The organism is Chromobacterium sp. CV08, from assembly GCF_051129845.1.
Classification (GTDB): domain Bacteria; phylum Pseudomonadota; class Gammaproteobacteria; order Burkholderiales; family Chromobacteriaceae; genus Chromobacterium.
Genome location: NZ_CP150453.1, coordinates 3,920,080 through 3,944,676 on the forward strand (window position 1 = coordinate 3,920,080; position 24,597 = coordinate 3,944,676).

Genomic DNA, 24,597 nt, shown 5'->3' on the forward strand with positions numbered 1-24,597 from the left:
CATCTGGAAACTCCATGCATTTAATTTGGTAGGCACGATTGGATTCGAACCAACGACCCCCACCATGTCAAGGTGGTGCTCTAACCAACTGAGCTACGTGCCTGTCGTCGAGGAATGCATAGTAAAATAACTGTTCCTGCTTGGCAAGCACTTTTTTGCATCCCCGACGCAGGCGGCGTGCTTGCTGTATACTAGCGGACTGATTTTGCTAAACAAACCCTGAAGCGATACTTCGAATAATGTTGAAGTTTACCGTACACAAGACCTCCGGCGGCGCCCGCCGCGGCACATTGGAACTGAACCACGGCACCGTGGAGACCCCGGTCTTCCAGCCGGTGGGCACCTATGGCTCGGTCAAGGCGATGAGCCCGGTCGAGCTGAACGATATCGGCGCCGAGATCATCCTGGGCAACACTTTCCACCTGTGGCTGCGCCCGGGCCTGGAGATCGTCGAGCAGTTCGGCGGCCTGCACGAGTTCATAGGATGGGACAAGCCCATCCTCACCGACTCCGGCGGCTTCCAGGTATTCAGTCTGTCCGACATGCGCAAGCTGACCGAGGAAGGCTGCACCTTCCAGAGCCCGATCAACGGCGACAAGCTGTTCCTGAGTCCCGAGATCTCGATGAAGATCCAGACCGTGCTCAACTCCGACATCGTGATGCAGCTGGACGAATGCACGCCGGGCCAGGTCGACCACGCCACCGCGCAGAAGTCGTTGCAGATGAGCCTGCGCTGGGCCGAGCGCTCGCGCCGCGCCTTCGACGACCTGAAAAACCCGAACGCGCTGTTCGGCATCGTGCAAGGCAACCTATATACCGATTTGCGTCGCGAATCATTGGAAGGCCTGATGCAGGTCGGTTTCGACGGCATCGCCATCGGCGGCCTGTCGGTCGGCGAGCCGAAGCCGGAGATGTACCGGATGCTGACCGAGCTGAAGGACATGCTGCCGGCCGACAAGCCGCACTACCTGATGGGCGTGGGCACGCCTGAGGACCTGGTGCACGGCGTCGCCAACGGCGTGGACATGTTCGACTGCGTGATGCCGACCCGCAACGCGCGCAACGGCTGGATCTTCACCCAGTGGGGCGACGTCAAGATCAAGAACGCGCGCTACAAGGACGACAAGAAGCCGCTGGACGAGGAATGCGCGTGCTACGCCTGCCGCAACTTCAGCCGCGCCTACCTGCACCATTTGCACCGCGTCGGCGAAATCCTCGGCGCGCGGCTGAACACCATACATAATCTGTTCTATTACCAGGAGCTGATGCGCGAGATGCGCAAGGCGATCGAAGAGGACCGCTTCGAGGACTTCCGCCTGGAGTTCGCCGCCAAGCGCGCGCGCGGCGTCAACTGAGGACGCGGCCCGTGGGAACCGTAGCCGTTCGCCGGCGGTCCCACGGCCTTGGAGCCTGTTTCCTGCCGGCCGGGCAGCGCTTCGGAGCCGCCTTTCATCGGCGCATGGCTTTGATCAAACGCCACCGGCAGTGAACGACACCGTGGGGACCGCTCTGAGCGCCCGGCATCCGGCAGAAAACCGCCGATGCCGCAAACGGATCGTAAACAGACTCTTACAGGGCGCCATGGTTGGAAAAGCCATGGAGCATCGCTACAATGCCCTGTTTGCCATACGAGCAGTCATAACAAACTAGGAGTCATCCTGATGTTCATTACCCCCGCCTTCGCTTCCGGCAGCGCCGCTCCCGCAGGTTTCGACCTGATGAGCTTCCTGCCGATGATCGTGATCTTCGTGCTGTTCTGGTTCCTGATGGTGCGCCCGCAGCAGAAGCGCATGAAGGAAACCCAGAAGATGCTGTCCGAACTGCAGAAGGGCGACGAAGTGGTCACCCAGGGCGGCATCGTCGGCCGCGTGGCCAAGGCCAGCGAACAATACCTGACGCTGGAAATCGCCGACAACGTGGAAATCCACGTGCAGCGCGCGGCGGTCAGCGCCAAGCTGGAAAAGGGCACGCTGAAGTCCCTGTAATGCAAGCCACGGCCGCCCCCGACTCGTTTCGCCGGCGGCCTGTTCATTTCCCTATCCAGAACTAGAACATGAACCGCTTCCCTCTCTGGAAATACCTCGTCATCGTGGTGGCGCTGATTCTGTCGGCGATCTACACGCTGCCCAACTTCTACGGCGAGACTCCCGCGGTGCAGGTCTCCAGCTCGCGCCAGTCCATCCCGGTCGACACCGCCGTGATGGCGCGCGTGGAAGACGCCCTGAAGGCGCAGAGCCTGAATCCCGACGGCGTGTTCCTCGAGAACAACAGCCTGAAGGTCCGCTTCAAGGACACCGACACCCAGCTGAAGGCGCGCGACGCCATCCAGCACGCGCTCGGCGACAACTACATCATCGCGCTGAACCTGCTGCCGGCCTCCCCCGCCTGGCTGTCCTCGCTGCACGCCAATCCGATGTTCCTCGGCCTCGACCTGCGCGGCGGCGTGCACTTCCTGCTGGAAGTGGACATGAAGGCCGCCATCGACAAGGCGATGGAACGCTACGCCGGCGATCTGCGCCGCGAGCTGAAGAACAAGCAGGTGCGTTACGGCGACATCAAGCGCGTCGGCAATACGCTGCAAGTGCAGCTGCGCGACGCCGACACGCTGAAGTCGGCCCAGGACGTCGCCTACCGTTCGCTGCCGACGCTGGCCATCCGCACCGACGACGCCTCGAACAAACTGCTGCTGACGCTGAAGCCTGAAGAGATCACCAAGATCCAGAACGACGCCGTCAAGCAGAACATCACCACGCTGCACAACCGCGTCAACGAGCTGGGCACCACCGAGCCCATCATCCAGCAGGCCGGCCCGAACCGCATCGTCGTGCAGCTGCCCGGCATCCAGGACACCGCCCGCGCCAAGGACATCATCGGCCGCACCGCCACGCTGGAAGTGCACATGGTCGAGGACGACCAGGCCAAGGTGGCCGAGGCCCAGGCCGGCAACGTGCCGGCCGGCTACGAGCTGCTGGACGAAGTCACCTCGCGCGGCAGCGGCAAGATCCTGCTGAAGAACGACGTCGAGCTGACCGGCGACAATATCAACGACGCCCAGCCCAGCTTCGACCAGTTCGGCGCGCCCGCCGTCAGCATCAACCTGGACAGCACCGGCGCCGCCATCTTCCGCCAGCTGACCGCCGAAAACGTCGGCAAGCGCATGGCGATGGTGCTGGTGGAGAAGGGCCGCAAGGAAGTCGTCACCGCCCCGGTGATCCGCACCGAAATCGGCGGCGGCCGCGTCGAGATATCCGGCAGCATGAACGCCGCCGAGGCCAACGACACCGCCCTCTTGCTGCGCGCAGGCTCCTTGGCCGCGCCGATGAACATCATAGAAGAGCGGACCATCGGCCCCAGCCTGGGCAAGGAAAACATCGAGAAGGGCTTCCACGCCACGCTGTGGGGCTTCGCCGCCATCGTCGTCTTCATGGTGATCTACTACGGCCTGTTCGGCGTGTTCTCCGGCCTGTCGCTGGCGATCAACGTCTTCCTGCTGGTGGCCATCCTGTCGATGCTGCAGGCCACGCTGACGCTGCCCGGCATCGCCGCCATCGCGCTGGCGCTGGGCATGGCCATCGACGCCAACGTGCTGATCAACGAGCGCATCCGCGAGGAGCTGCGCAACGGCGTGCCGCCGCACTCGGCGATCCAGGCCGGCTACGGCCACGCCTGGGCCACCATCCTGGACTCCAACGTCACCACGCTGATCGCCGGCCTGGCGCTGATGATCTTCGGCACCGGTCCGGTGCGCGGCTTCGCCATCGTCCACTGCCTGGGCATCCTGACCTCGATGTTCTCGGCGGTGCTGGTGTCGCGCGGCCTGGTGAACCTGTGGTACGGCCGCCGCCGCAAACTGAGCTCGCTGGCCATCGGCCAGGTGTGGAAACCGGAAAACAAGGGCTAAAGCAATGGAGCTTTTCCGCATCAAACGGGACATCCCGTTCATGAGTTACGGCCGGCTCACCACGGCGATCTCGCTGGTGACCTTCGTGTTGGCCGTGTTCTTCCTGGCCACCCGCGGCCTGAACTTCAGCGTGGAGTTCACCGGCGGCACCGTGCTGGAAGTGCAGTACCAGCAGTCGGCCGACCTGGACAAGATCCGCGACCGCGTCGACGGCCTGAAGCTCGGCGAAGCCACGGTTCAGAACCTGGGCACCAGCCGCGACGTGATGATACGCCTGCCGAACAAGCCGGGCACCAGCTCGGCCCAGCTGTCGGACAAGGTGATGGGCGCGCTGAAGGCCGACGACGCCGCCGTACAGCTGCGCAAGGTCGACTTCGTCGGCCCCAGCGTCGGCGCCGAACTGGTGTCCAGCGGCCTGACCGCGGTCATCCTGGTCTGCCTGGGCATCATGCTCTACCTGGCGCTGCGCTTCGAATGGCGCTTCGCCGTGGCCGCCATCATCGCCAATATGCACGACGTGGTGATCATCCTCGGCTGCTTCGCCTTCTTCCGCTGGGAATTCTCGCTGACGGTGCTGGCCGGCATCCTGGCGGTGCTCGGCTACTCGGTCAACGAGTCGGTGGTGGTGTTCGACCGGATCCGCGAGAACTTCCGCAAGCCGGGCATGCGCGGCCAGGCGGTGGCGTCGGTCATAGACAACGCCATCACCTCGACGATGAGCCGCACCATCATCACCCACTTCTCCACCGAGATGATGGTGGTGTCCATGCTGGTGTTCGGCGGCCCGGCGCTGCACGGCTTCGCGATGGCGCTGACCATAGGCATCATGTTCGGCATCTACTCGTCGGTGCTGGTGGCCAGCCCGATCGCGCTGTGGCTGGGCGTGACCCGCGAACACATGATCAAGCCGGTGAAACCGAAAGAGGAAGCGGTGGTCTGATCCGCTGCTCCCGCTGAATCACTGGCCGGCTCGTCCGGCCAGTTTTTTGTTCCGCCCACCCCGCAACACGCACTGGAACCCTCATGGAAGTCCTGACATTCCTGATCGATTTCATCCTGCACATCGACACCCACCTGGCGCAGCTGGTGGCCAACTACGGCCCGTGGATCTACGCCATCCTGTTCCTGATCATCTTCTGCGAAACCGGCCTGGTGGTGACGCCGTTCCTGCCCGGCGACTCGCTGCTCTTCGTCGCCGGCGCGCTGGCCGCGATGGGCAAGATGGACGTGCACGCGCTGACCGCGACGCTGATCGTCGCCGGCGTGCTCGGCAACACCGCCAACTACACGATAGGCCGCTACCTGGGCAAGGCGCTGCTGCAGCGCTACCCGCGGCTGATCAAGCAGCAGTACCTGGACAAGACCCACGCCTTCTTCGCGCGTCACGGCGGCAAGACCATCATCTTCACCCGCTTCGCGCCGATACTGCGCACCTTCGCGCCGTTCGTCGCCGGCATCGGCGCGATGGGCTATCGCCAGTTCACCGTCTACAACGTGCTCGGCGCCGTGATCTGGGTGGCCAGCTTCGTCTACGCCGGCTACTTCTTCGGCAACCTGCCCTTCGTGCGCAAGAATCTGGAGCTGCTGGTCCTTGGCATCATCGTCGTATCGTTCCTGCCGGCCATCATCGAGTTCCTGCGCCACAAGCGCGCGGCCGCCCGGCAGTAAACCGTAGTAAAATCGACAAGGCCGCCTATCGCGGCCTTGTTTGTTTTCCGCTCTCACAATCGCGCCGCCCATGACACGCATCCAACGCCTGCCCGACCACCTCGTCAACCAGATCGCCGCCGGCGAAGTAGTGGAACGTCCCGCCTCCGCGCTGAAGGAAATGCTGGAAAACAGCCTGGACGCCGGCTCGACGCGGATCAGCGTCGACCTGGCCCAGGGCGGCATCAAGCTGATACGCGTCACCGACAACGGCGCCGGCATCGCCGCCGACGACCTGCCGCTGGCGCTGGACCGCCACGCCACCAGCAAGATCGCCTCGCTGGACGATCTGGAGTCGGTATCGACGCTGGGCTTCCGCGGCGAGGGTCTGGCCAGCGTGGCGTCCGTTTCCCGGCTGACGCTGGTCAGCCGGCCGCACGACGCCGACCACGCCCACCAGATCATCGCGATAGACGGCACGCTGCATCCGGTGGAGCCGGCCGCTCACCCGCACGGCACCAGCGTCGAGGTCGTGGACCTGTATTTCAACACGCCGGCGCGGCGCAAATTCCTGAAGAGCGAGAACACCGAGTACGCGCACTGCGCGGCGACCTTCGAGCGCATCGCGTTGGCGCACCCGGACGTGGAATTCCTGCTGCGCCACAACGGCAAGGTGGCGTGGCGGCTGCCGTCGCAAAGCGCCGAGGACCGCGTCGCCGCGCTGCTGGGCAAGGACTTCGTCGCCGCCGCGATCCCGCTCTCAAGCCAGGCCGGCCCGCTGGCGCTGAGCGGCTTCGTCGCCTCGCCCACTTATTCCAAGGCCAGCCGCGACGCCCAGTACTTCTACGTCAACGGCCGCTTCGTCCGCGACAAGACCGCCCAGCACGCGCTGCGCCAGGCCTACCGCGATGTGCTGCACCACGACCGCCACCCGGCCTACGCGCTGTTCTTCACGCTGGAACCGTCCGGCGTCGACGTCAACGTCCACCCGACCAAGATCGAGGTGCGCTTCCGCGAAAGCCAGGCGGTGCACCAGTTCCTGTTCCACAGCGTGCACAAGGCGCTGGCCGGCACCAGCGCCGGCGCCGCGCCGACGGTTCAGGTCGAAGGCGCCGAACCGGCCGCGCCGCCGCTGTCGCGCGGCGAATCGGCGCCGCTGTTCTCCAGCCCGCCCGCCGGCCGTTCCGCGCCATCGTCGGCGCCGGCCCCTCAACCGTTCCGCTATCAGCAGCAGTCCATCCCGCTGAGCGTCGCGCGCGAGGCGACCGGCATCTACGACAAGCTGTTCGGCGGCCTGCGCGACGAGGAACGGGCGTTGAACGCCCCCGAGCCGACGATGCCGGCCCCGGCCGCGCCGCTGCCGCATCCGGCGGTGCTGGCGATGCCGGCGCGCGACGAGGACGGCATCCCACCGCTGGGCTTCGCGCTGGCGCAGCTGCACGGCGTCTACATCCTCAGCCAGTGCGCCGACGGCCTGATCCTGGTCGACATGCACGCGGCGCACGAGCGCATCGTCTACGAGCGGCTGAAAAACGCGCTGGAGGCCGATTCCATCCCGCTGCAGCCGCTGCTGCTGCCGGTATCGTTCGCCGCCGACCGGATGGAGGTGGCCACCGCCCACGAGCACGGCGAGGAAATGAAGAAGCTGGGCGTCGAGCTGGCCCCGCTGTCGCCGACGCAGATCGCCGTGCGCGGCGTCCCGGTATGGCTGAAGGACGGCGACCCGGTGGACCTGGCGCGCGCGGTGCTGAAAGACGTGCGCGAGTTCGGCCTGACCCAGGTGATGACCGAGCGCCGCAACGAACTGCTGGCGACGATGGCCTGCCACGGCGCGGTGCGCGCCAACCGCCAGCTGACGCTGCCGGAAATGAACGCGCTGCTGCGCGACATGGAAGTGACCGAGCGCTCCGGCCAATGCAACCACGGCCGCCCGACCTGGAGCCGGCTGACGATGCGCGATCTGGACAAGCTGTTCATGCGCGGGCAGTAACGATGCGCGGCCGGCCTCGCGCCGGCCGTTCACATCCGCCGCCGCCATTCGTCCCCATGACAGGCGCCGTCGATAGGCGCCGTTTCGCCCGCCATTCGGGAGGAAGGGACGCATGCCATCCGACAACCCCGCGCTTCGCGCCTATTCCTTGCTCCCGCCATCGGCGCGGGAGCAGATCCAGTTCAGCTCGGTCTGCCTGAGCCATGAACGCTTCAGCTGCGCCGGCGCGCTGGTCGTCGACGCCAATCGGGTGCAGGGCATCGTCGCCGCCAAGCACCATCTGTGCGCGCATGCCGGCATAGACACGCCGGCGATCTGGAACCAGGACCAGGTAGACAATCTGGCCGCCAACTTCCTAGACGGCCTGGCAATCGGCTACGACTTCGCCTCCGCCGTCGACGAGCACGGCCGCCCGCCCTCCCCCAGGCTTTGGCAGCGGCTGGACGCCGACTGCTGCGGCATCGAGTTCCGCAACGGCTACGGCCGCTGGGACTACGACCTGATGTTCCTGTCGTTCAAGTCGCCGCTGCCTATTGGCGACTATATCGCCGCCAACCCCGCCCACCGCATCGCCTACGGCAACGGCGATCTGGCTTTCTACGGCCAGGACATGGCCGGCAAGACGGCGTTCTCCACCGGCTTCGGCCACGCGCATGCGCTGCAGATCCGCCACGCCCGCATCCAGGGCCGCCATCCGCAGGTCAGGCGCCGGCTCCATCCGAAGCTCCGCTTCACCGACATCCTGAGCCTGGACGGCGGCGTCAGCGGCCCGGTCTTCCACGTCGCCGGCAACGGCCGGGTCTATCTGCTGGGCGCGACGCTGGACGCCGACGTGCTGCCGGACCGGCTGCCGCCGGACCCGACCGCCATCCGCCACGCGGCGACGGCGCTGTATGCCGGGAATTATCTGTTCTGACGGGAATACCCCGCGTGTCGCTGTCGGGCTGCGATCTGGCCGGACGCAAAACCCGGGCCTTAGAGCCGCACCCGCTGAGGAATCAAATCGATGGGGATTTGTTGCACGAATCCGCCCGCGCAGCGGATTTGCCAAGTCGGCCGCACGCCCTCGCCCGCTTCGAGACAGTAGCGAACCGTCAACGGGACAACCAGTCGCCCGCCCCGATCCGATGCGGCACCCTGACCATCAGACTCATACCTCAGAGCCAAAACCGCTGAACAACCCGAGCCTGCTCCGCACGCTCGGACGCTGTGCATGAAGTTCGCGCCAGCGCGCTACAGGTAGTCCCGCATCCGGTAGTAAGCCATGCCCAACACCAGCGCCGGCGTGCGCAGCAGCTTGCCGCCGGGGAAATCGCGGTGGCGGATTTTGGCGAACAGGTCCAGTCGCGACGACGTTCCCGCTATCGCTTCGGCCACGACCTTGCCCGCCAGGCCGGTGATGTTGACGCCGTGGCCGGAGAAGCCCTGCAGATAGTAGACATTGCCGGCCAGCCTGCCGAAGTCCGGCGCGCGGTTGACGGTGATGTCGCAGAAACCGCCCCAGGCGTAATCGATTCCTACGTCGGCCAGTTGCGGAAACACGCGCAGCATGTCGGCGCGCATCGCGCCGGCGAGATCGCGCGGCTCGCGGCCGGAGTAGCTGACCTTGCCGCCGAACAAGAGCCGGTGGTCGGCCGACAGCCGGTAGTAGTCGAGCACGAAATTGGTGTCGCACACCGCCATCGCGTCGGCGATCAAGGCGGCGGCGCGTTCCTCGCCCAGCGGCTCGGTGGCGATGACATAGGTGCCGGCCGGCATGATGCGCCGCTCCAGCGCCGGCTCCAGCGCGCCGATATAGGAATTGCAGGCCAGCACCAGCTGGCGGCAGCGCACGGCGCCGCGCTCGGCATGCACAGTCGGCATCGCGCCGTGTTCTATCCGCAGCGCCGGACTTTGCTCGTGGATGACAACGCCGGCGTCCAACGCCGCGCGGGCCAGGCCCAGCGTGTAGTTCAGCGGGTGCAGGTGGCCGGAGCGCGGATCGTACAGGCCGCCCTGGTAGCGCTCGCTGGCCAGCTTGCCGCGCAGCGTGTCGCGGTCCCACAGCTGCTGGCCGGCATAGCCGTAGCGCCGTTCGGCCTCGCGCTGCCAGTCTTCCAGCTCCCGCATGTGGCGCGGCTTGACCGCCACGCTGACATAGCCCCGCCGCCAGTCGCAGCGGATGCCGTGGCGGCGCACCCGCTCGTCTATGATGTCCACCGCCTCCACCGACATGTCCCACAGCGCCCGGGCCGCCTCGTCGCCGACCTGGGCGCGGATCGAGTCGATGTCGCCGGCATAGCCGGCGATCACCTGGCCGCCGCTGCGGCCGGAGGCGCCGAAGCCCACTTGCGAGCCCTCCAGCACGACGACCGAGAAGCCCTTCTCGCGCAGGTTCAGCGCCGCCGACAGGCCGGCCAGGCCGCCGCCGACGACGCAGACGTCGCAGCTCGCCTCGCCCAGCAACGGCGGCAACGCCTCCCAAGCGTTGGCGGTGGCGGCGTAATAGGACGGCGGATGCGGCTGATGGGCGAAACGCAGCATAAAATCCTCGGGAAACGGGGGAAGGAAACGGCCCCGGCGACGCCGGAGCCGCGCAAGGTCACATCGTCAGCACCACCGGGGAGTCGGCGCGCCAGCTGACATAGACCGGCTCCTCCCAGGTCGGCGCGGTCTCGTCGGCGTCGAACCAGCGCGACGACGGCACCACCGCTTTGACGATCTTGCCGCCGGCCAGTTTCACGTGATAGACGGAGTAGCTGCCCAGATAGGCGATGTCCTCCACCGTGCCGGCGGCGCGGTTCGGCCCCGGCTGCAGCGGCCGCTTGTCCAGCCGCACGTCTTCGGGCCGCACGCTGGCCCATACCCGCATGCCCTTTGGACCGGTGATGCCGTGCTCGATCTGTATCATCCCGCCCAATTCCTGCGAGTCGATCTCCACCAGGTCGGCCTCGTCCACCACCACCGCCCCCTCGAACATATTGGTCTCGCCGATGAACTCGGCGGTGAAGCGGCAGTTCGGGTATTCGTAGATCTCGGTCGGCGTGCCGACCTGCAGCAGCTTGCCCTCGCTCATGATGCCGATGCGGCTGGACATCGTCATCGCCTCTTCCTGGTCGTGGGTGACCATGATGCAGGTGACGCCGACCGCTTCTATGGTATTGACCAGCTCCAGCTGCGTCTGCTGCCTGAGCTTCTTGTCCAGCGCGCCCAGAGGCTCGTCCAAGAGCAGCAGCTTGGGCCGCTTGACCAGGCTGCGCGCCAGCGCCACCCGCTGCTGCTGACCGCCGGACAGCTGGTGCGGCTTGCGCCCGGCGAACTTGCGCATCTGCACCAGGTCCAGCATCTTCGCCACCCGCTCGGCGATCTCGTCGCGCGGCACATTGTCCTGCTTCAGGCCGAAGGCGACGTTCTGCTCCACCGTCATGTGCGGGAACAAGGCATAGTTCTGGAACATCATATTGACCGGCCGCTCGTACGGCTGCAGCCCTTGCAGGTCCTGGCCGTCCAGGACGATGCGGCCGGCGGTCGGCGTCTCCATGCCGGCCAGCATGCGCAACAGCGTCGACTTGCCGCAGCCGGAGCTGCCCAGCAGCGCGAAAATCTCGTTCTTGCGGATGTCGAGGTCGATGTGGTCCACCGCCAGGTGGTCGCCGAACTTCTTCACCACCCCGGCGATTCTCAGATACGGCGCTTCTTCTGCGACGGCGGCTTGACTGACGCCGCGGGCGGCGATGCCGCGGGCTTGTTGGCTGGCCGCGATGGCTTCCTGCATGATCTGACTCCCTCCAGCTCGGACGCCCGGCGGGCGCCGCTACGGTTGAACGCGTGCTGCTAGTGAACGGGGAGGCGCCGCGAGATCGTCCTCCCCGGCTTGAACAGGCTGAAAGTCTGCTCAGGCCGGCGTGGCCGAATCGATGGCGGCGTGCCTGAAAAGATTAAACGAACAACGGCTAGAGCGGGAAGGTGCGGACGGCGGCGCGGCCGTCACGGCGATGCAACTGACCATGATGTCTCCTCTTGTCTGCCGCATCTTCGGCGGCATCGGCCGGGAGTCTGTCGCTCCGGCTCTTTCGACACAGCCTATGCCATGTTTAATAAATTTGACAAGAGGCGGCTCCGGCGCGCGGCGATAGCTGTCGCTTTCCCGCCGCAGCCCATGACCGGGGAGCCTGTGTTCAGGACCGCCCGCAGCGGCAGGAGGCCGGCTCGCCCGGCAGGCGGCATTCGACGAACAGGCTGTTGCCCGGCATTTTCTTGGCCTGCTTCTTCGCCTCGGCCGTCGCCGCGCCGATCTCGCGGTGGCCGTGGTACTGACCCGCCCCGACCTTGACCACGCCCAGCGACAAGGTGGTCAGCGGCAGAAACACCGCCTCGCCGCTGCGCGCGGCCACCTCGAAGCCGCCGGCGGCGCGGTGCGTCTCGGAGAAATGCGCCGCAGCCTGCTCGCCGAAACAGGCCAGCACCCGCCGCAGCCGCGTCTCCCAGTCGTCGGACTGCATCAGCAGCACGAAATCGTCGCCGCCGACATGGCCGACGAAGTCGCGTTCCGGATCGGCGTGTTCCAACAGGAGATGCGCGACCAGCTCGATCAGGCTGTCGCCGGCGGCATAGCCGTACAGATCGTTGAAGGGTTTGAAATGGTCCAGGTCGGCGTAGGCCGCCACAAAGGGCGCGTCCATGCCCAGCAGGCGGTCCACCGTCTCGTTGATCGGCACATTGCCGGGCAGGCCGGTCAATGGATTGGCGTAGCGCGCCGCCGACAGTTGCAGCTCGCTGATCTTGCGCATCAAGGCGAAACCGGTGCCCATGCCGAGATAGCGGCCGTTCTCGGTGATGATGAAACCGTCCACCAGGTAGCGCCGCTCGGCCGCCACCACCAGGCTGGACAGCTCGTGCACATTGATGTCGGCGTTCACCACCAGCGGCTGCTTGTCCATCATCATCCGGCAGGGCTTCTTGCCGTACAGCTCGCGGTTGAACGGCCTGGCGAAGCTTTCCAGCAGATGGTGGCGGCGCAGCAGTCCCACCGGCAGGCCGTCCTGCACCACCGGAATGGCGAAGCAGTCCGGATGCTCGGCAAAGCGGCGGTAGGCGGTCTCATTGGGCACGCAGGCCTCCAGCGGCGCCACCTCCAGCAGCAGATCGCGCGCCAGCGGCTGGTAGCGCGGCCCCGGACGCCGGCCGACCGACGGCAGCATGTCGGCCATCCGCGGCCCTTGCCGCGGCGGCCTGGCCTGCGGCCGCGCCAGCAGATAGCCCTGGCCGTAGCGCACGCCCAGCCGGCGCAGCGTGCGCAACTCCTCCGCCGACTCTATCCCCTCGGCCACCAGCAGCGCGCCGGACTGGCGCGCGATGTCGGCGACGGAGCGGACGAACTGCTCTTTCAACGGGTCCAGATGTATGTGCCGCACGAAGTGCTTGTCCAGCTTGACGATGTCCGGCCGCAATTCCGACCATAGCCGAAGATTGGAAAAGCCCTCCCCAAAATCGTCGAGCGCGATGCGCAAGCCGTCCCGGCGGCAGCCGTCGGCCGCCTCGCGCAAGGCCGGGTAAGCACCGCCGGGCCGGTTTTCGGTCAGTTCCAGAATCACGCGCCGGCTGTCCAGCCCTACCGTTTCCAGAAAGGAAAGCACCGCCGCGGGACGCCGCTCCTGCGCCAGCAGCGTCTCCGGACCGATATTGACGAAGAGCAGCCCCGGCAGCGCCAGCTCGGCGAAGCGCTCGGCGCAGGCTCGCAGGCAGGCCTGGTCCAGCGCCGGCGTCATCCGGCAGCGCTCGGCGGCCTCGAACAACATCATCGGCGAATGCAGCGCACTGCCCGACGGGCCGCGGATCAAACCTTCGTGGCCGAGCACGGTGCCGGCCTCGAGATCGACGATGGCCTGAAACACAGGCTGCAGCCTGCCTTGCCCGATGATGGCCTCCAACTGCCGGCAATCGTCCGCCAGATCGGGCGACGGCGGTGGCTCGACGCAAATTTGCATGATGGGGAGAAACGGTCCGCTGCGATAAAACCGTCCCAATTTAAGACAATGACGTGTCAATGGCGTGACATTGCGCCATTCTGCGTCTCCGGCCTGTTCAGCGCCCGGCCCCCGGTTCTAGAATGAAGACACCGTAGCCAGCAGGAGCATGCGATGCCCCACGCCCAGATAGCCGGACACACAGTCTATTACGAGGACAGTGGCCACGGCGCGCAAACACTGCTGCTGCTGAACGGCATCACCATGTCCACCGTCGGCTGGACCTTCATGCTGCCGCTGCTGGAGCCGCATTTCCGCCTGCTGCGCATGGATTTTCTCGGCCAGGGGCAGAGCGACCATCCGCCCGGCGACGCCTACCCGCTGGCCGAACAGGCCGACCTGGCCTGCGGCCTGCTGGACTGGCTGCAGCTGGACAAGGTCTATGTGGCCGGCCTGTCGTACGGCGGCATGGTGGCCCAGCATCTGACCCACCGCCATCCGGACCGGATCGAACGGCTGCTGCTGGCCGGCACGCTGGCCTGGGCCGACAGCGTCAACGGCCATATCGGCGACAGCTGGATCGCCGCCAATCGCCAGGGCGGGCTGGACCTGCGCTACCAGGTCAGCGTACCTTGGCTGTTTTCCAGCCGTTTTCTCGCCGCCAACGCCGCGATGCTGGACGATCTGAAAATGCTGGCCGGGCTGGTGGACTGGGACGCGGTGATCCGGCTGATCAACGGGGTCAGGCAGCACGACGCCCGCACCTGGCTGCCCCAGTTGCAACTCCCGGTCCATATCCTGGTCGGAGACGAGGACAGGCTGACGCCGCTGTACCAGGCCCGGCTGCTGCATGAGTTGATCGCCGGCTCCGAGCTGGAAATCCTGCCCGGCGCCGGCCACGTGCTGCACATCGAAGCCGCCGACGCCTTCGCCCGCAGCATCATCCGCTTCGGCTCGCGCTGAGGCGGCCACGAACAAGAGGGGAGATTGATGAGCACCGACGCCGTACTGCTGACCGTAGACAAACAGGGCATCGCCACCGTCGCGCTGAACCGCGCCGATCTGCACAACGCGCTGGACGACGAGACCATCAGCCTGCTCGCCGCCACGCTGGAGACGCTGGCAGAGGACGCCACGGTGCGCGCGGTGGTGCTGACCGGCAACGGCATCAGTTTCTCCGCCGGCCACGACCCCGACTGGCTGCGCCGGCTGTCGCAGTTCTCCGCCAGCGAGCTGAACCGCTACGCCCAGCAGATGGCGCGGCTGCTGCACACGCTTGACACGCTGCCCCAGCCGACGCTGGCGCGGGTCCAGGGCTCGGCCTTCGGCCTGGGCGTCGCGCTGGTCGCCTGCTGCGACATCGCCATCGGCGTATCGGAAGCGCTGTTCAGCCTGTCCGAAGTCAAGTTCGGCCAGATTCCGGCGCTGGCCGCCCCGTATCTGGTGCGCGCGATAGGCGAGCGCGCCGCGCGCCGCTACTGCATAAGCGCCGAGCGCTTCAACGCCGGCAAGGCCAAGCGGCTGGGCCTGCTGCACCAGGTGGTGGAAAACGACGAGCTGGACGCCGCCGTCCAGCATCTGCTGGACCATCTGCGGCTGAACAGCCCGGCGGCGATGCGGGCCGCCAAGCACCTGCTGGGCGAGATCGGCAGCCAGGAGATCACGCCGCAGGTGATGCAGCGCTGCATCGAGCACAGCCTGGCCGTGCGGATGAGCGACGAGGGCCGCGAAGGCATACACGCGCTGATCGAAATGCGCCGGCCCGGCTGGATGGAATAAGACCTTGGACAGGCTCTAAGAGCCTGTCCAAAGTCTTTTTGTGAGCAGCGCAGCCCAGCCAGCAGGCCAGATGCAAGGCGGAGGGCGTAGGCCTTGGTCATTCCAAGGCCTGGCCTGACAACGCCGCAGATGGCCTGCTGGCCGGGCTGCCCTTCGGGGCCGTTTTCTGCCGGCGCATGGCTTTGTCAAACGTCCCTTGCAGTGAACGACACTGCGGCGGGCCGCTTTCCGCGCCCTGCATCCGGCAGAGGTGGCCGCTGCCGCAAAAAGACTTTGAACAGGCTCCAAGCGCTACCGCGGACTGGCCGCTGGGCGGCCGCGGTGCGACAATGGCCGCGTCAACCTCTGCCGTCCAAGCCATGTCCAACCACACTTTTTTCTGGCACGACTACGAAACCTTCGGCGTGGTGCCCCGCCAGGACCGGCCGTCCCAGTTCGCCGGCATCCGCACCGACGCCGAGCTGAACGAGATCGGCGAGCCGGTGATGCTGTACTGCCGCCCGGCGCCCGACTACCTGCCGACGCTGCAGGCCTGCCTGCTGACCGGCATCACGCCGCAGCAGTGCCTGCAAAACGGCGTCGCCGAGCACGAGTTCGCCGCCGTGATCGAGCGCGAGCTGGCCACGCCCGCCACCATAGGCGTCGGCTACAACTCGCTGCGATTCGACGACGAAGTCACCCGCTTCCTGTTCTGGCGCAACCTGATCGATCCGTACGCGCGCGAATGGCAGAACCACTGCGGCCGCTGGGACCTGCTGGACCTGGTGCGCGCCACCTACGCGCTGCGGCCCGACGGCATCGTCTGGCCGGAACACGAGGACGGCCGCGTCAGCTTCAAGCTGGAGCACCTGTCTGCCGCCAACGGCCTGGCCCACGAGGCCGCGCACGACGCGCTGTCCGACGTGCGCGCCACCATCGCCCTGGCGCGTCTGATCCGCCAGCGTCAGCCCAAGCTGTTCGACTACTACCTGACGCTGCGCAAGAAGGACGCGGTCAAGGTGCAGCTGTCGCTGCACGACCCCAAGCCGGTGCTGCACGTCTCCGGCATGTATGGCGTCGAGCGCGGCAACCTGGCCGTGGTGTGGCCACTGGCGGCGCACCCGACCAACGCCAACGAGGTCATCGTCTGGGATCTGGCCCACGATCCGGCCGAGCTGCGCGGCCTGAACGCCGACGCGCTGCGCCAGCGGATGTTCAGCCGCGCCGAGGAGCTGCCCGATGGCGTCGCGCGGCTGCCGATCAAGACCATACACATCAACAAATCGCCGTTCGTCGTCGCCAATCTGAAGGTGCTGAGCGACGAGCGCGCCGCGCACTGGGGCATGGACCTCGCCGCCGTCCACCGACACGCCGAGGCCGCCCGCGCGCTGCCGGACCTGTCGGCGCAGTGGCGCAAGGTCTACCAGCGCGAGGCAGGCGAGCCGCAGGACGTGGACCAGAACCTGTACGGCGGCTTCGTCTCCAACAACGATCGCAAGGTGCTGCAGAAGATGCGCCGGCTGTCGGCGCCGCAGCTGGCCGGCGAAATGGCCCTGTTCGAAGACCCTCAGCTGGCCGAGCTGCTGTTCCGCTACCGCGCGCGCAACTTCCCCGACACGCTGTCCGGCGACGAGCGCCGGCGCTGGCGGCAATGGTGCCGCACCCGGCTGGACGCCGCGCTGCCGGCGTTCGAGCGGGAACTGGCGGAGCTGCGTCAGACCGAGCTGACGCCGCAGCAGCGGCAGTTGCTGCAGCAGGTGGCCGACTACGCCGCCACGCTGCAGGCGCAGCCGGACTGAGCCGGATCGGGCCGGGGACCGCGACCCCGGCCTACGCATTTCCTCGTATGAATTTTCACTAATTGATCGGCTAAAACTATTTATATGTAGAACCGCGATGCCATCCGGGAGGCGCGCATGCTGCAACAACTGACTGTCCGACAGAAACTGCTGAGCGGTTTTTCCCTGCTGATCCTGCTGCTGTGCGCCGTCGTGGTGGTCGCCTACCACAAGCTGCAGACCATACAGGACAACGTCCACGAGATCAGGGAGGACCGCTATCCGAAAATCGTGCTGTCCAACCGCATTTCCCTCAATCTGCTGTACATCAGCCGCGAAGTGCGCGACGGCATCCTGTCCCGCGACCCGCAGAAGGTGGAAAACCACATCCGCAATGTCGAGGCCCTGCGCGCCAGCAACCAGGCCGACCTCGACAGCATGGAACCCATGCTGTCCCAACCGGAGGGGCGCGCGCTGTTCGTCAAGATCCGCGACGCCCAGATACAGCAGCGGCCGTTGTTCGCGCCGCTGTACGGCCTGATGCGCAGCCACCAGACAGACGCCGGCCGCGAATTCCTCGACCAGCGCTTCGCGCCGGCCAACAACGCCTTCATCGCCGCGCTGCAGTCATTGCGCGAGCGGCAGCAGGGCCGGCTGGAAAAATCGATGCTGTCCGCCCAGCAGTCCAGCCAGCAGGCCATCACGATACTGCTGTCCACCGCGCTGGTTTCCTTGGTGCTGGCGGTGCTGGTGGCGCTGGCGATTTCCAATCTGATCACCACGCCGCTGCGCAAATCGGCGGAACTGGTGCACCAGATCCGGCTCGGCGACCTGTCCGGCACGTCCGAGCCTATACCGCCGGCCCGCGACGAGGTGCTGGGCATCGCGCGCGACATCCAGGAAATGCGCGAAGGCCTGCGCGCCGTCGTGCTGAGCATCCAGGAGAACGCCCACCAGGTGTCGGACTCGGCGCGCGCGCTGTCCGGCATGGCTCAGCAGGTGGCCAACGGCGCCCAGACCCAGGCCGAGGCCACCACTTCGGCGGCCGCCTCCATCGAGCAGCTGACGGTCAGCATCAACCAGGTGGCAGACAACTCCAGCGAGGCGTCCGAGCAGGCTCAGACCGCCGGCCAGCTGGCCAACCGCGGCGGCAGCGAGGTGCTGGAGTCGGTCGGCAAGATCCGCTTCGTCACCACCTCGGTGGACGATACCGCCAAGCAGATGAACAGCCTGACCAAGGAAGTGCAGCAGATCGGCAATATCGTCACGGTGATCCGCGACGTGGCCGACCAGACCAATCTGCTGGCGCTGAACGCCGCGATAGAGGCCGCCCGCGCCGGCGAGACCGGGCGCGGCTTCGCCGTGGTGGCGGACGAGGTCAGGAAGCTGGCCGAGCGCACCACGACCTCGGCGCAGGAAATCACGACGATGATCGCGTCGATCCAGCAGGGCGTCGGCAAGGTGGTCAGCAGCATGGGCCAGAGCCTGGACTGCGTGGAAGGCGTGTCCGGCACCGCCGAGCAGGCGTCCAATTCGATGCGCGAGATCGAGAGCAGCGCCGGTACCATCATGCGCACGATACAGAGCATCACCGGCGCGCTGAGCGAGCAGCGCAGCACCAGCCAGAGCCTGGCGCAGGACATGGAGAAAGTGTCGAAGATGGCCGAGGAGAACAATGCCACCGTGCAGGAGCTGGCCACCACCTCCACCCAGCTGAGCACGCTGTCCACCAAGCTGCAGAGCGTCACCACCCGCTTCCGCCTGTGACACGCCGGCGCGCGCGTCTCGCCGCGCGCGCCACGAACTGCCAATCCGTCCGGCATTTTCACCGTATAATCGCCGCCATCATCCCGATAAGAGGCGTGCGATGGATCCCGTTCTGCTGTTTCACTCGCTGTTGATGGGCCTGGTCGAAGGCATCACCGAATTCCTGCCGATCTCGTCCACCGGCCACCTGATACTGGCCGGCGACCTGCTGGGCTTCCTGGACAAGGAAAAGCGCGACGTCTACGAAATCTTCATCCAGCTGGGCGCGATGCTGGCGGTGGTGTGGGAATACCGCGGCAAGATAGGCCGCACCGTAGCTGGCGCCGTCCGTCCGGGCGGCGAACGCAATCTGTTGCTGGCCATCGTCATCGCCTTCGTGCCGGCCGCCGTCGCCGGCCTGCTGTTTTCCAAGCAGATCAAGGCCGTGCTGTTCAATCCGGTCTGCGTCGCCGTCGCCTTCATCATCGGCGGCCTGATCATCCTGTGGGCCGAGAGGCGGCAACACCGGGTGTCGGTGGCCACCGTCGACGAACTGGGCCTGAAGGACGCGCTGAAGGTGGGCCTGTGCCAGTGCCTGGCACTGATTCCCGGCACCAGCCGCTCCGGCGCCACCATCATAGGCGGCCTCTTCCTCGGCCTGTCGCGCCAGGCGGCAACCGAGTTCTCCTTCTTCCTCGGCATCCCGACGCTGGGCGCCGCCTCGCTGTACAGCCTGTACAAGCACCGCGACGCGCTGAGCGCCGACGACGTCGGCGTGTTCGCCGTCGGCTTCATCGCCTCCTTCGTCTTCGCCTTCCTGGCGATACGCGCGCTGCTGCGCTTCATCGCCACGCACAGCTTCGAGGCCTTCGCCTGGTACCGGATCGCCTTCGGCCTGATCGTGCTCGGCACCTGGTGGAGCGGCCTGGTCGACTGGAGCGCCTGAGCGGCGCTCAGAAACGGCCGCTGACCGCCGCGCCGGCGTAAGCCAGGCAGTCCTCGACGCGCCGGCGCTGCACTTCGCCCAATTCGCCGACGGCGAAATAGCGCCAGGCGGAATGCTCGGCGCTCAGTCCGGGCTCGACGCCCGGCGGCGGCGCGCAGCGGAATACGAAGGCCTGCGAGTTAAAAGCGCGGTGGTAATAGACGCCGCTCAGGTACAGCGGCGCCACCTCCCATCCCAACTCCTCGCGGCATTCGCGCACGACGCACTCGTGTATGGTCTCGCCCGGCTCCAGCGCGCCACCCGGCAGGCCCCAGGCCAGATCGCCGTAGGTGGCTTTCAGCAACAGCACCCGACCGGCCGCATCGGTGATCACCGCATGGGCGCTGAGGCGGAAGGTGTCGTCGAACGCCACCGCCTATTGCCCGGCCTCGCGGCTGACGCGCTCGAAGAATTCGTAGATGCCGGTCTCGCTCATCCGCCGGGCGTCGGCCAGTTCGCCGGCCCGCGTCGCGTAGATCACCTTGTTGTCCGGCGACAGCACCACCGCCGCCGGAATGCCCTTGGCGATCGGGTGGCCGTAGGCGGCGTCGATGTCGAGATTGTGGTCGAAATTGCCGACGTCGACCTTCACCACCTTGAACGCGCGCGCCAGCAGCTCGGCGCTTCTGCCGCTCTTCAGCGCCGCATCCAGCGCGCGACAGTCCGGGCACCAGTTGGCGCCCAGGATCAGCAGCACCGGCTGTCGGCTCTGCTTCGCGCTCTCCAGCGTCCGGCTCAGCTCGGCCTTGGCGTCGGCCTGCTCGTCGTACGGCCGCTCGGCGGCCTGGGCGGTCGCGCCGGCTAGCAGCAGCGACAACAGGATCAGAAACTTGCGCATGGATCTCTCCCCGATCAGGCCAGCCGCGGCAGGCACAGTATTTCGGTTTTCACCGAGTGGGCGATGAAGCATTCGGCGTGGGCGGCGTGGTGCAAGCGCTCCAGCTCCTCCTGCGTCGGCAGCTTGTCGCCGGAAAAGGACGTGCCGGGCTGCAGCGTCACCCGCGCCACCCAGGCCTTGCCGGCCTCGTTCCTGCCCATCTCGCCGACGGCGACATCATGGTATTCGTCGACGCGGAAACCGGCGCGCGCGGCGATGTCCAGAAACCACAGCATGTGGCAACTGGACAAGGACGCGATGAAGGCCTCTTCCGGGTCCACCGCCGCCGGATCGGAATACGGCGGCGGCACCGTCTGCGGCGCGGAAGAGCCCGGCACCTCGGTTCCGCCGTCGAATTTCAGTACATGCCTGCGGCTGTAGCGGCGATCGAGGAAATCCTGATCGCCGCGCCGCCATATCACTTCCGCCTGATGCTGCGCCATGCTGGTTCTCCATGCGATAGACAGAACATCAGCATAACGCAGCCGCCGCCGGCGCGCACGCCACCGCGACGCGGACGGCTCCGGGATGGCGGACCTTACACCAGCGCGATCCGCACGTAGATGGGCTGGTACGGCGCCTCCTGGCTGACCTTGACCATGCCCTCCTTCACCAGCTCCAGCACGGCGATGAAGTTGACCACCAGGTGGGCGACGCCCTTGTCGACGTCGAACAGCTCCTCGAACGGCACGTATTCCCTGCCGTCCAGGTAGCGCAGGATCCAGCTCATCTGCTCGCGCACCGACAGTTCGTCCTTTTCCACCTTGTGATGGCGGCGGTGCTTGGCGCGCGACAGGATGGCCAGCCAGGCCTGGCGCAGGTCGGCGGCGCCGACGTCCGGCAGACGCTGTTCGGCCGACTGCTCGATCAGCACCGCCAGCCAGGCGAAATCGCGGTCGGCCTGCGGAATCTTGTCCAGCTCCAGCGCCGCCAGCTTCATCTGCTCGTACTCCAGCAGCCGACGCACCAGCTCGGCGCGCGGGTCTTCCGGCTCGCCGTCCTCGTCCAGTTGCGGCCGCGGCAGCAGCAGACGCGACTTGATCTCGATCAGCAGCGCCGCCATCAGCAGATACTCGGCCGCGAGCTCCAGCCGCCCGTGCTTCATCGCGTCGATATAGGACATGTACTGGGCGGTGATCTCCGCCATGGGGATGTTCAGCACATCGAGGTTCTGCCGGCGGATCAGATAGAGCAGCAGGTCGAGCGGCCCCTCGAAGCTCTCCAGGATCACCTGCAGCGCGTCGGGCGGGATGAACAGGTCCTGCGGCACCTCCAGCACCGGCTGGCCGAACACATGGGCGATCGGCACGCTGGGCGGCAGCTCGGGCGCGGTCAGCTGGAAATCGGCGGCGTCGCCGCTGGCGGGAGTCTCTGGCACGGCAGTCATGGCGGCAAGGATACCACGCGCGCGCTTGAACTTTTACGCGCGAAAGCGCACCAACAGGCTTTGATCCCGGACGATACCGCATTGCCCCCTCTCCGCCTGCTGCTGACTCTCTGCCTGCTTGCCGTCACTGCCCTGCCGGCCGCCTGCCACGCCGCCGACGCGCCCTCCACCGCGCCGCGCATCGCCGACGCCCGGTCGCCGCATTTCTGGCGCAAGCGCGAAATCGAGGAGATCAGCCGCCGCATCATCGAGCGGGAACTGGGCTATGCCGACGCGCCGCGCTATATCGTCGCCGCCGCCGGCGATGCCGGCAGCACCTATCGCTTCCGCCTGGCGCCCCCTCCGCGCCACGGCCTGGGCCTGCCGACGCCGGCGGTGTCCTTCGTGGTCAGCGGCGATCTGGCCAGCGGACGGGTCGTCAGCATCTGCCACCAGCGCGACGGCCGCTGGCAAGGCTGCCGCTCGCCGCGCGCGCAGATCCGCTCCTGAGTCCGCTCCTGAGTCCGCTACTCCAGCCGCTCGTCCAGACTCACTTCCATCAGCTGGCAGGCGCCGGTCTGCTGCAACAGCCGTTGCGCCCGCACCAGCCATTCGCCGTCGGCCGCGCGCAGCCGGAACGGCCGCAGCGGCTGGTAGGCCCGTCCCGGCAGCAACAGCACGCCGCGCCGCAGAAAGCGCCGCTCGGCCTGCAACAGCAGGCCCGGCGCCATCGCCCCGTCGTCCAGGCTGGTCACCGCCGCGGCCTGGACAGCCAGCGGCCGTTTGCCGACGAACTCCACGCCGCACTCGCCCGGCTGCGGATCGTCCGGCAGGCTGATCCAGCGCACCAGGCCCAGCTGCCAGCCGAAGCCGCGCCGTTTCAGCATCACCGGTTCGCCCGCCTGCAACCCCAGGCCGGACAGCTCGCCGCCCAGCCGGATGCCGGCGACGCTCAGATTGAGCACCAACAGCTCGGCCGGCGGCGCCTGCGGCGGCGCCGCGCCGTCGTGCGCCATCTGCCAGCAGCGCTCGAAACCCGCCAGCAGCTGAACGCGCTGGCCATTGCGCTGATTCAAACGCAGATGCCGCCGTTGCGGCGGACGGCTCCATTCCCCCTCCAAGCGCGTCAGCAACTGCCACTCGGCCGCGGTCGTCGTCTGCGCGCCGGCCTCCAGCGCGCTCCGCAGCGCGCGCAGCACCGGTCCGGCGTCCAATAGCCACGACGCGCCGGCGACCGCCTCGGGCTCGGCGAACCGCGCCGGCAGGTCGGCGTCCGGCTCGACGCGCCAGCACGCCTCGCTCCGGCCGGCCGACAAAGCCTGCAGCGTCAGCCTGTCTCCATGCCCCTCCAGCCAGGCCAGCAGCAATTGCAGCCGCGCCGTCTGCAGCCGGTTGCCGCCGCTGATGCCCAGCAGCAGCAGCCTGCGGTAGCTGGCGCCCGCGCTGGCCAGCCCTTCGGCCGGCAAGCGCGTGTACCACCGCTGCGCGCGCGTGTCGGCGAACACGCGATGGCAACCCTGCCAGAAACCGGCGGGCAGCGGCGCGTAGCACAGCGCGCACAGCCCGGCCAGGCGCCATCCGCTGGCCAGCGCCAGCGCCGATGCCAGCCACCGTCCATCGCGCCTGGCCGGCAGGCCGCCGTCGACCGAGGCCAGCCGTTTGCACTCCTCGTGCAGCCACTGCCACCAGCGGCGCGCCTCGTCGCCGGCCGACGCGCGCGACGGCAGCGCCGCCGCCGCGTCGAACAGCATGCGCAGCGCCGACAGATGCCGCAGCGGCTCAGGCTCGAGCTGCCGCAGACGGAACGCATGCCGCCTCAGCTGTTGCCAGACCTCGGCGACCGGCAGGCAGGCCAGACGCTGCAGTTCCGCCGCCGGTATCGGCGGCGGCCCGCCGGCCGGGCCGCGGGCGACAGTCAGTTTCAACATGATGGCTATGACAAATCGATTGGGTGGCGCATCTTAGCGCTTCGTCGCCACCGCCGCGATCATGCAGGTTCGGCAATATTGCCAAGCGCGGCCAGGATGCCGTCGCTGCCGCAGACGCGGCAATACTCGCCGTCCAGATTGGCCAGGCTCATCGCGTGCACCTCGTCCGCGGAACGGCGGCGGCCATGCCAGTCGGTCTTGTCGAAAGCGAAGCAGCCATCCTCTGCCAGCCAGGTCGCGAAGCCCAGATTGCCGGCCATCCGCACCGTGGCCTCGACCGAGTTGCCGGTGCTGACGCCGACGATCACCAGCTCCAGCCAGCCGTTCGCGCGCAGCAAGGCCTCCAGCCCGGTGCCGATGAAGGCGCTATTGGTCTGCTTGGCGATCACGGTCTCCCCCGGCCGCGGCGCGACCTCGGGCTTGAATGCATGGCCGGGTTGGCCCGGCCGATAAGTGGAGTTCGGCTCGACCGAATCGTGGCGGATATGGATCAGCGGCAGGCCGCGCGCGCGCCATGCCTGCAGCAGGCCGGCGCACGCCTGCTCGGCCCGCGGATGGTTGCGCGGTCCCCAGCCGGGGTCGTCGACCGCCTGCTGCATGTCGATCAGCAGCAGCAAGGGCTTATCGGAGGTGAATCGCAGCGGCGCGGACATCTGGCGGCCTTGAAAATGAAAAC

Annotated in this window: 22 protein-coding genes and 1 tRNA gene; 13 read left to right on the forward strand and 10 right to left on the reverse strand. The window is 67.1% G+C overall.

Features of this window, described 5'->3' with window-relative positions; all coding sequences use genetic code 11:
- Positions 1-26: 26 nt before the first annotated feature.
- Positions 27-103: transfer RNA gene (locus WNM05_RS17815), tRNA-Val, on the reverse strand.
- Between the two features lie 136 nt (positions 104-239).
- Here WNM05_RS17815 and tgt point away from each other — a divergent pair.
- The 7 genes from tgt to WNM05_RS17850 all read left to right on the forward strand — a co-directional run bounded on the left by tgt (position 240) and on the right by WNM05_RS17850 (position 8,454).
- Complete coding sequence (tgt, locus tag WNM05_RS17820) at positions 240-1,355, forward strand: tRNA guanosine(34) transglycosylase Tgt (RefSeq protein ID WP_434629324.1); 1,116 nt, start codon at positions 240-242, stop codon at positions 1,353-1,355.
- A 306-nt stretch (positions 1,356-1,661) separates the two neighbouring features.
- Positions 1,662-1,985 carry a preprotein translocase subunit YajC gene (gene yajC, locus WNM05_RS17825; protein ID WP_434629327.1) on the forward strand — a complete coding sequence of 108 codons (324 nt, stop codon included), beginning with the start codon at positions 1,662-1,664 and terminating at the stop codon, positions 1,983-1,985.
- Between the two features lie 68 nt (positions 1,986-2,053).
- Entirely contained in the window at positions 2,054-3,901 is a 1,848-nt protein-coding gene (gene secD, locus WNM05_RS17830) for a protein translocase subunit SecD (RefSeq protein ID WP_434629330.1), read from the forward strand.
- A gap of 4 nt (positions 3,902-3,905) precedes the next feature.
- Positions 3,906-4,841 (forward strand): protein translocase subunit SecF, encoded by a 936-nt coding sequence (gene secF / locus WNM05_RS17835; protein ID WP_434629332.1) that lies wholly within the window; start codon positions 3,906-3,908, stop codon positions 4,839-4,841.
- Between the two features lie 83 nt (positions 4,842-4,924).
- Positions 4,925-5,569: a DedA family protein gene (locus tag WNM05_RS17840; RefSeq protein WP_434629333.1), complete on the forward strand. Its 645-nt coding sequence runs from the start codon at positions 4,925-4,927 to the stop codon at positions 5,567-5,569.
- A 70-nt stretch (positions 5,570-5,639) separates the two neighbouring features.
- Positions 5,640-7,538 (forward strand): DNA mismatch repair endonuclease MutL, encoded by a 1,899-nt coding sequence (mutL, locus tag WNM05_RS17845; RefSeq protein ID WP_434629337.1) that lies wholly within the window; start codon positions 5,640-5,642, stop codon positions 7,536-7,538.
- A gap of 112 nt (positions 7,539-7,650) precedes the next feature.
- A complete protein-coding gene (locus WNM05_RS17850; RefSeq protein ID WP_434629339.1) occupies positions 7,651-8,454 on the forward strand; it encodes a hypothetical protein in 804 nt (267 codons plus the stop codon).
- A gap of 317 nt (positions 8,455-8,771) precedes the next feature.
- On the opposite strand, the gene WNM05_RS17855 is transcribed toward WNM05_RS17850, so the two are convergent.
- From WNM05_RS17855 to WNM05_RS17865, 3 genes are all read right to left on the reverse strand, one after another.
- Positions 8,772-10,061: an NAD(P)/FAD-dependent oxidoreductase gene (locus WNM05_RS17855; protein ID WP_434629341.1), complete on the reverse strand. Its 1,290-nt coding sequence runs from the start codon at positions 10,059-10,061 to the stop codon at positions 8,772-8,774.
- 58 nt (positions 10,062-10,119) lie between these two features.
- Positions 10,120-11,292, reverse strand: a complete 1,173-nt coding sequence (locus tag WNM05_RS17860; protein WP_434629344.1) for an ABC transporter ATP-binding protein — start codon at positions 11,290-11,292, stop codon at positions 10,120-10,122.
- A gap of 403 nt (positions 11,293-11,695) precedes the next feature.
- Positions 11,696-13,504 (reverse strand): GGDEF domain-containing protein, encoded by a 1,809-nt coding sequence (locus WNM05_RS17865; RefSeq protein WP_434629347.1) that lies wholly within the window; start codon positions 13,502-13,504, stop codon positions 11,696-11,698.
- 153 nt (positions 13,505-13,657) lie between these two features.
- On the opposite strand from WNM05_RS17865, the gene WNM05_RS17870 reads away from it, so the two are divergent.
- From WNM05_RS17870 to WNM05_RS17890, 5 genes are all read left to right on the forward strand, one after another.
- The gene (locus WNM05_RS17870) at positions 13,658-14,446 is read left to right on the forward strand and encodes an alpha/beta fold hydrolase (protein ID WP_434629350.1); all 789 of its coding nucleotides are present in this window, start codon (positions 13,658-13,660) and stop codon (positions 14,444-14,446) included.
- Between the two features lie 27 nt (positions 14,447-14,473).
- Positions 14,474-15,262, forward strand: a complete 789-nt coding sequence (locus tag WNM05_RS17875) for an enoyl-CoA hydratase-related protein (protein WP_434629352.1) — start codon at positions 14,474-14,476, stop codon at positions 15,260-15,262.
- A gap of 359 nt (positions 15,263-15,621) precedes the next feature.
- On the forward strand, positions 15,622-17,040 hold the full coding sequence (sbcB, locus tag WNM05_RS17880; protein WP_434629355.1) for an exodeoxyribonuclease I: 1,419 nt from the start codon (positions 15,622-15,624) through the stop codon (positions 17,038-17,040).
- Positions 17,041-17,157: 117 nt separating this feature from the next.
- Positions 17,158-18,786: a methyl-accepting chemotaxis protein gene (locus WNM05_RS17885; RefSeq protein ID WP_434629358.1), complete on the forward strand. Its 1,629-nt coding sequence runs from the start codon at positions 17,158-17,160 to the stop codon at positions 18,784-18,786.
- A gap of 100 nt (positions 18,787-18,886) precedes the next feature.
- Entirely contained in the window at positions 18,887-19,711 is an 825-nt protein-coding gene (locus WNM05_RS17890; RefSeq protein WP_434629360.1) for an undecaprenyl-diphosphate phosphatase, read from the forward strand.
- Positions 19,712-19,718: 7 nt separating this feature from the next.
- On the opposite strand, the gene WNM05_RS17895 is transcribed toward WNM05_RS17890, so the two are convergent.
- The 4 genes from WNM05_RS17895 to WNM05_RS17910 all read right to left on the reverse strand — a co-directional run bounded on the left by WNM05_RS17895 (position 19,719) and on the right by WNM05_RS17910 (position 22,014).
- Positions 19,719-20,123 (reverse strand): NUDIX hydrolase, encoded by a 405-nt coding sequence (locus WNM05_RS17895; protein ID WP_434629362.1) that lies wholly within the window; start codon positions 20,121-20,123, stop codon positions 19,719-19,721.
- Between the two features lie 3 nt (positions 20,124-20,126).
- On the reverse strand, positions 20,127-20,588 hold the full coding sequence (locus WNM05_RS17900; RefSeq protein ID WP_434629365.1) for a thioredoxin family protein: 462 nt from the start codon (positions 20,586-20,588) through the stop codon (positions 20,127-20,129).
- Positions 20,589-20,602: 14 nt separating this feature from the next.
- Positions 20,603-21,070 (reverse strand): OsmC family protein, encoded by a 468-nt coding sequence (locus WNM05_RS17905; protein WP_434629368.1) that lies wholly within the window; start codon positions 21,068-21,070, stop codon positions 20,603-20,605.
- Between the two features lie 95 nt (positions 21,071-21,165).
- The gene (locus WNM05_RS17910) at positions 21,166-22,014 is read right to left on the reverse strand and encodes a segregation and condensation protein A (protein ID WP_434629371.1); all 849 of its coding nucleotides are present in this window, start codon (positions 22,012-22,014) and stop codon (positions 21,166-21,168) included.
- Positions 22,015-22,095: 81 nt separating this feature from the next.
- On the opposite strand from WNM05_RS17910, the gene WNM05_RS17915 reads away from it, so the two are divergent.
- Entirely contained in the window at positions 22,096-22,503 is a 408-nt protein-coding gene (locus tag WNM05_RS17915; protein WP_434629374.1) for a hypothetical protein, read from the forward strand.
- Positions 22,504-22,520: 17 nt separating this feature from the next.
- Here WNM05_RS17915 and WNM05_RS17920 read toward each other — a convergent pair whose 3' ends face one another.
- A complete protein-coding gene (locus tag WNM05_RS17920) occupies positions 22,521-23,921 on the reverse strand; it encodes a hypothetical protein (RefSeq protein WP_434629376.1) in 1,401 nt (466 codons plus the stop codon).
- A gap of 59 nt (positions 23,922-23,980) precedes the next feature.
- Positions 23,981-24,574 (reverse strand): cysteine hydrolase family protein, encoded by a 594-nt coding sequence (locus tag WNM05_RS17925; RefSeq protein WP_434629379.1) that lies wholly within the window; start codon positions 24,572-24,574, stop codon positions 23,981-23,983.
- Between the last annotated feature and the right edge of the window lie 23 nt (positions 24,575-24,597).

Coding starts and splice junctions, on each gene's coding strand:
- WNM05_RS17925 (WP_434629379.1), bottom strand. CDS start 24,574: ATGTCCGCGCCGCTGCGATTCACCTCCGATAAGCCCTTGCTGCTGCTG.
- WNM05_RS17855 (WP_434629341.1), bottom strand. CDS start 10,061: ATGCTGCGTTTCGCCCATCAGCCGCATCCGCCGTCCTATTACGCCGCC.
- WNM05_RS17905 (WP_434629368.1), bottom strand. CDS start 21,070: ATGGCGCAGCATCAGGCGGAAGTGATATGGCGGCGCGGCGATCAGGAT.
- WNM05_RS17850 (WP_434629339.1), top strand. CDS start 7,651: ATGCCATCCGACAACCCCGCGCTTCGCGCCTATTCCTTGCTCCCGCCA.
- WNM05_RS17840 (WP_434629333.1), top strand. CDS start 4,925: ATGGAAGTCCTGACATTCCTGATCGATTTCATCCTGCACATCGACACC.
- yajC (WP_434629327.1), top strand. CDS start 1,662: ATGTTCATTACCCCCGCCTTCGCTTCCGGCAGCGCCGCTCCCGCAGGT.
- WNM05_RS17920 (WP_434629376.1), bottom strand. CDS start 23,921: ATGTTGAAACTGACTGTCGCCCGCGGCCCGGCCGGCGGGCCGCCGCCG.
- WNM05_RS17900 (WP_434629365.1), bottom strand. CDS start 20,588: ATGCGCAAGTTTCTGATCCTGTTGTCGCTGCTGCTAGCCGGCGCGACC.
- WNM05_RS17910 (WP_434629371.1), bottom strand. CDS start 22,014: ATGACTGCCGTGCCAGAGACTCCCGCCAGCGGCGACGCCGCCGATTTC.
- WNM05_RS17870 (WP_434629350.1), top strand. CDS start 13,658: ATGCCCCACGCCCAGATAGCCGGACACACAGTCTATTACGAGGACAGT.
- sbcB (WP_434629355.1), top strand. CDS start 15,622: ATGTCCAACCACACTTTTTTCTGGCACGACTACGAAACCTTCGGCGTG.
- tgt (WP_434629324.1), top strand. CDS start 240: ATGTTGAAGTTTACCGTACACAAGACCTCCGGCGGCGCCCGCCGCGGC.
- secF (WP_434629332.1), top strand. CDS start 3,906: ATGGAGCTTTTCCGCATCAAACGGGACATCCCGTTCATGAGTTACGGC.
- secD (WP_434629330.1), top strand. CDS start 2,054: ATGAACCGCTTCCCTCTCTGGAAATACCTCGTCATCGTGGTGGCGCTG.
- mutL (WP_434629337.1), top strand. CDS start 5,640: ATGACACGCATCCAACGCCTGCCCGACCACCTCGTCAACCAGATCGCC.
- WNM05_RS17890 (WP_434629360.1), top strand. CDS start 18,887: ATGGATCCCGTTCTGCTGTTTCACTCGCTGTTGATGGGCCTGGTCGAA.
- WNM05_RS17885 (WP_434629358.1), top strand. CDS start 17,158: ATGCTGCAACAACTGACTGTCCGACAGAAACTGCTGAGCGGTTTTTCC.
- WNM05_RS17865 (WP_434629347.1), bottom strand. CDS start 13,504: ATGCAAATTTGCGTCGAGCCACCGCCGTCGCCCGATCTGGCGGACGAT.
- WNM05_RS17860 (WP_434629344.1), bottom strand. CDS start 11,292: ATGCAGGAAGCCATCGCGGCCAGCCAACAAGCCCGCGGCATCGCCGCC.
- WNM05_RS17875 (WP_434629352.1), top strand. CDS start 14,474: ATGAGCACCGACGCCGTACTGCTGACCGTAGACAAACAGGGCATCGCC.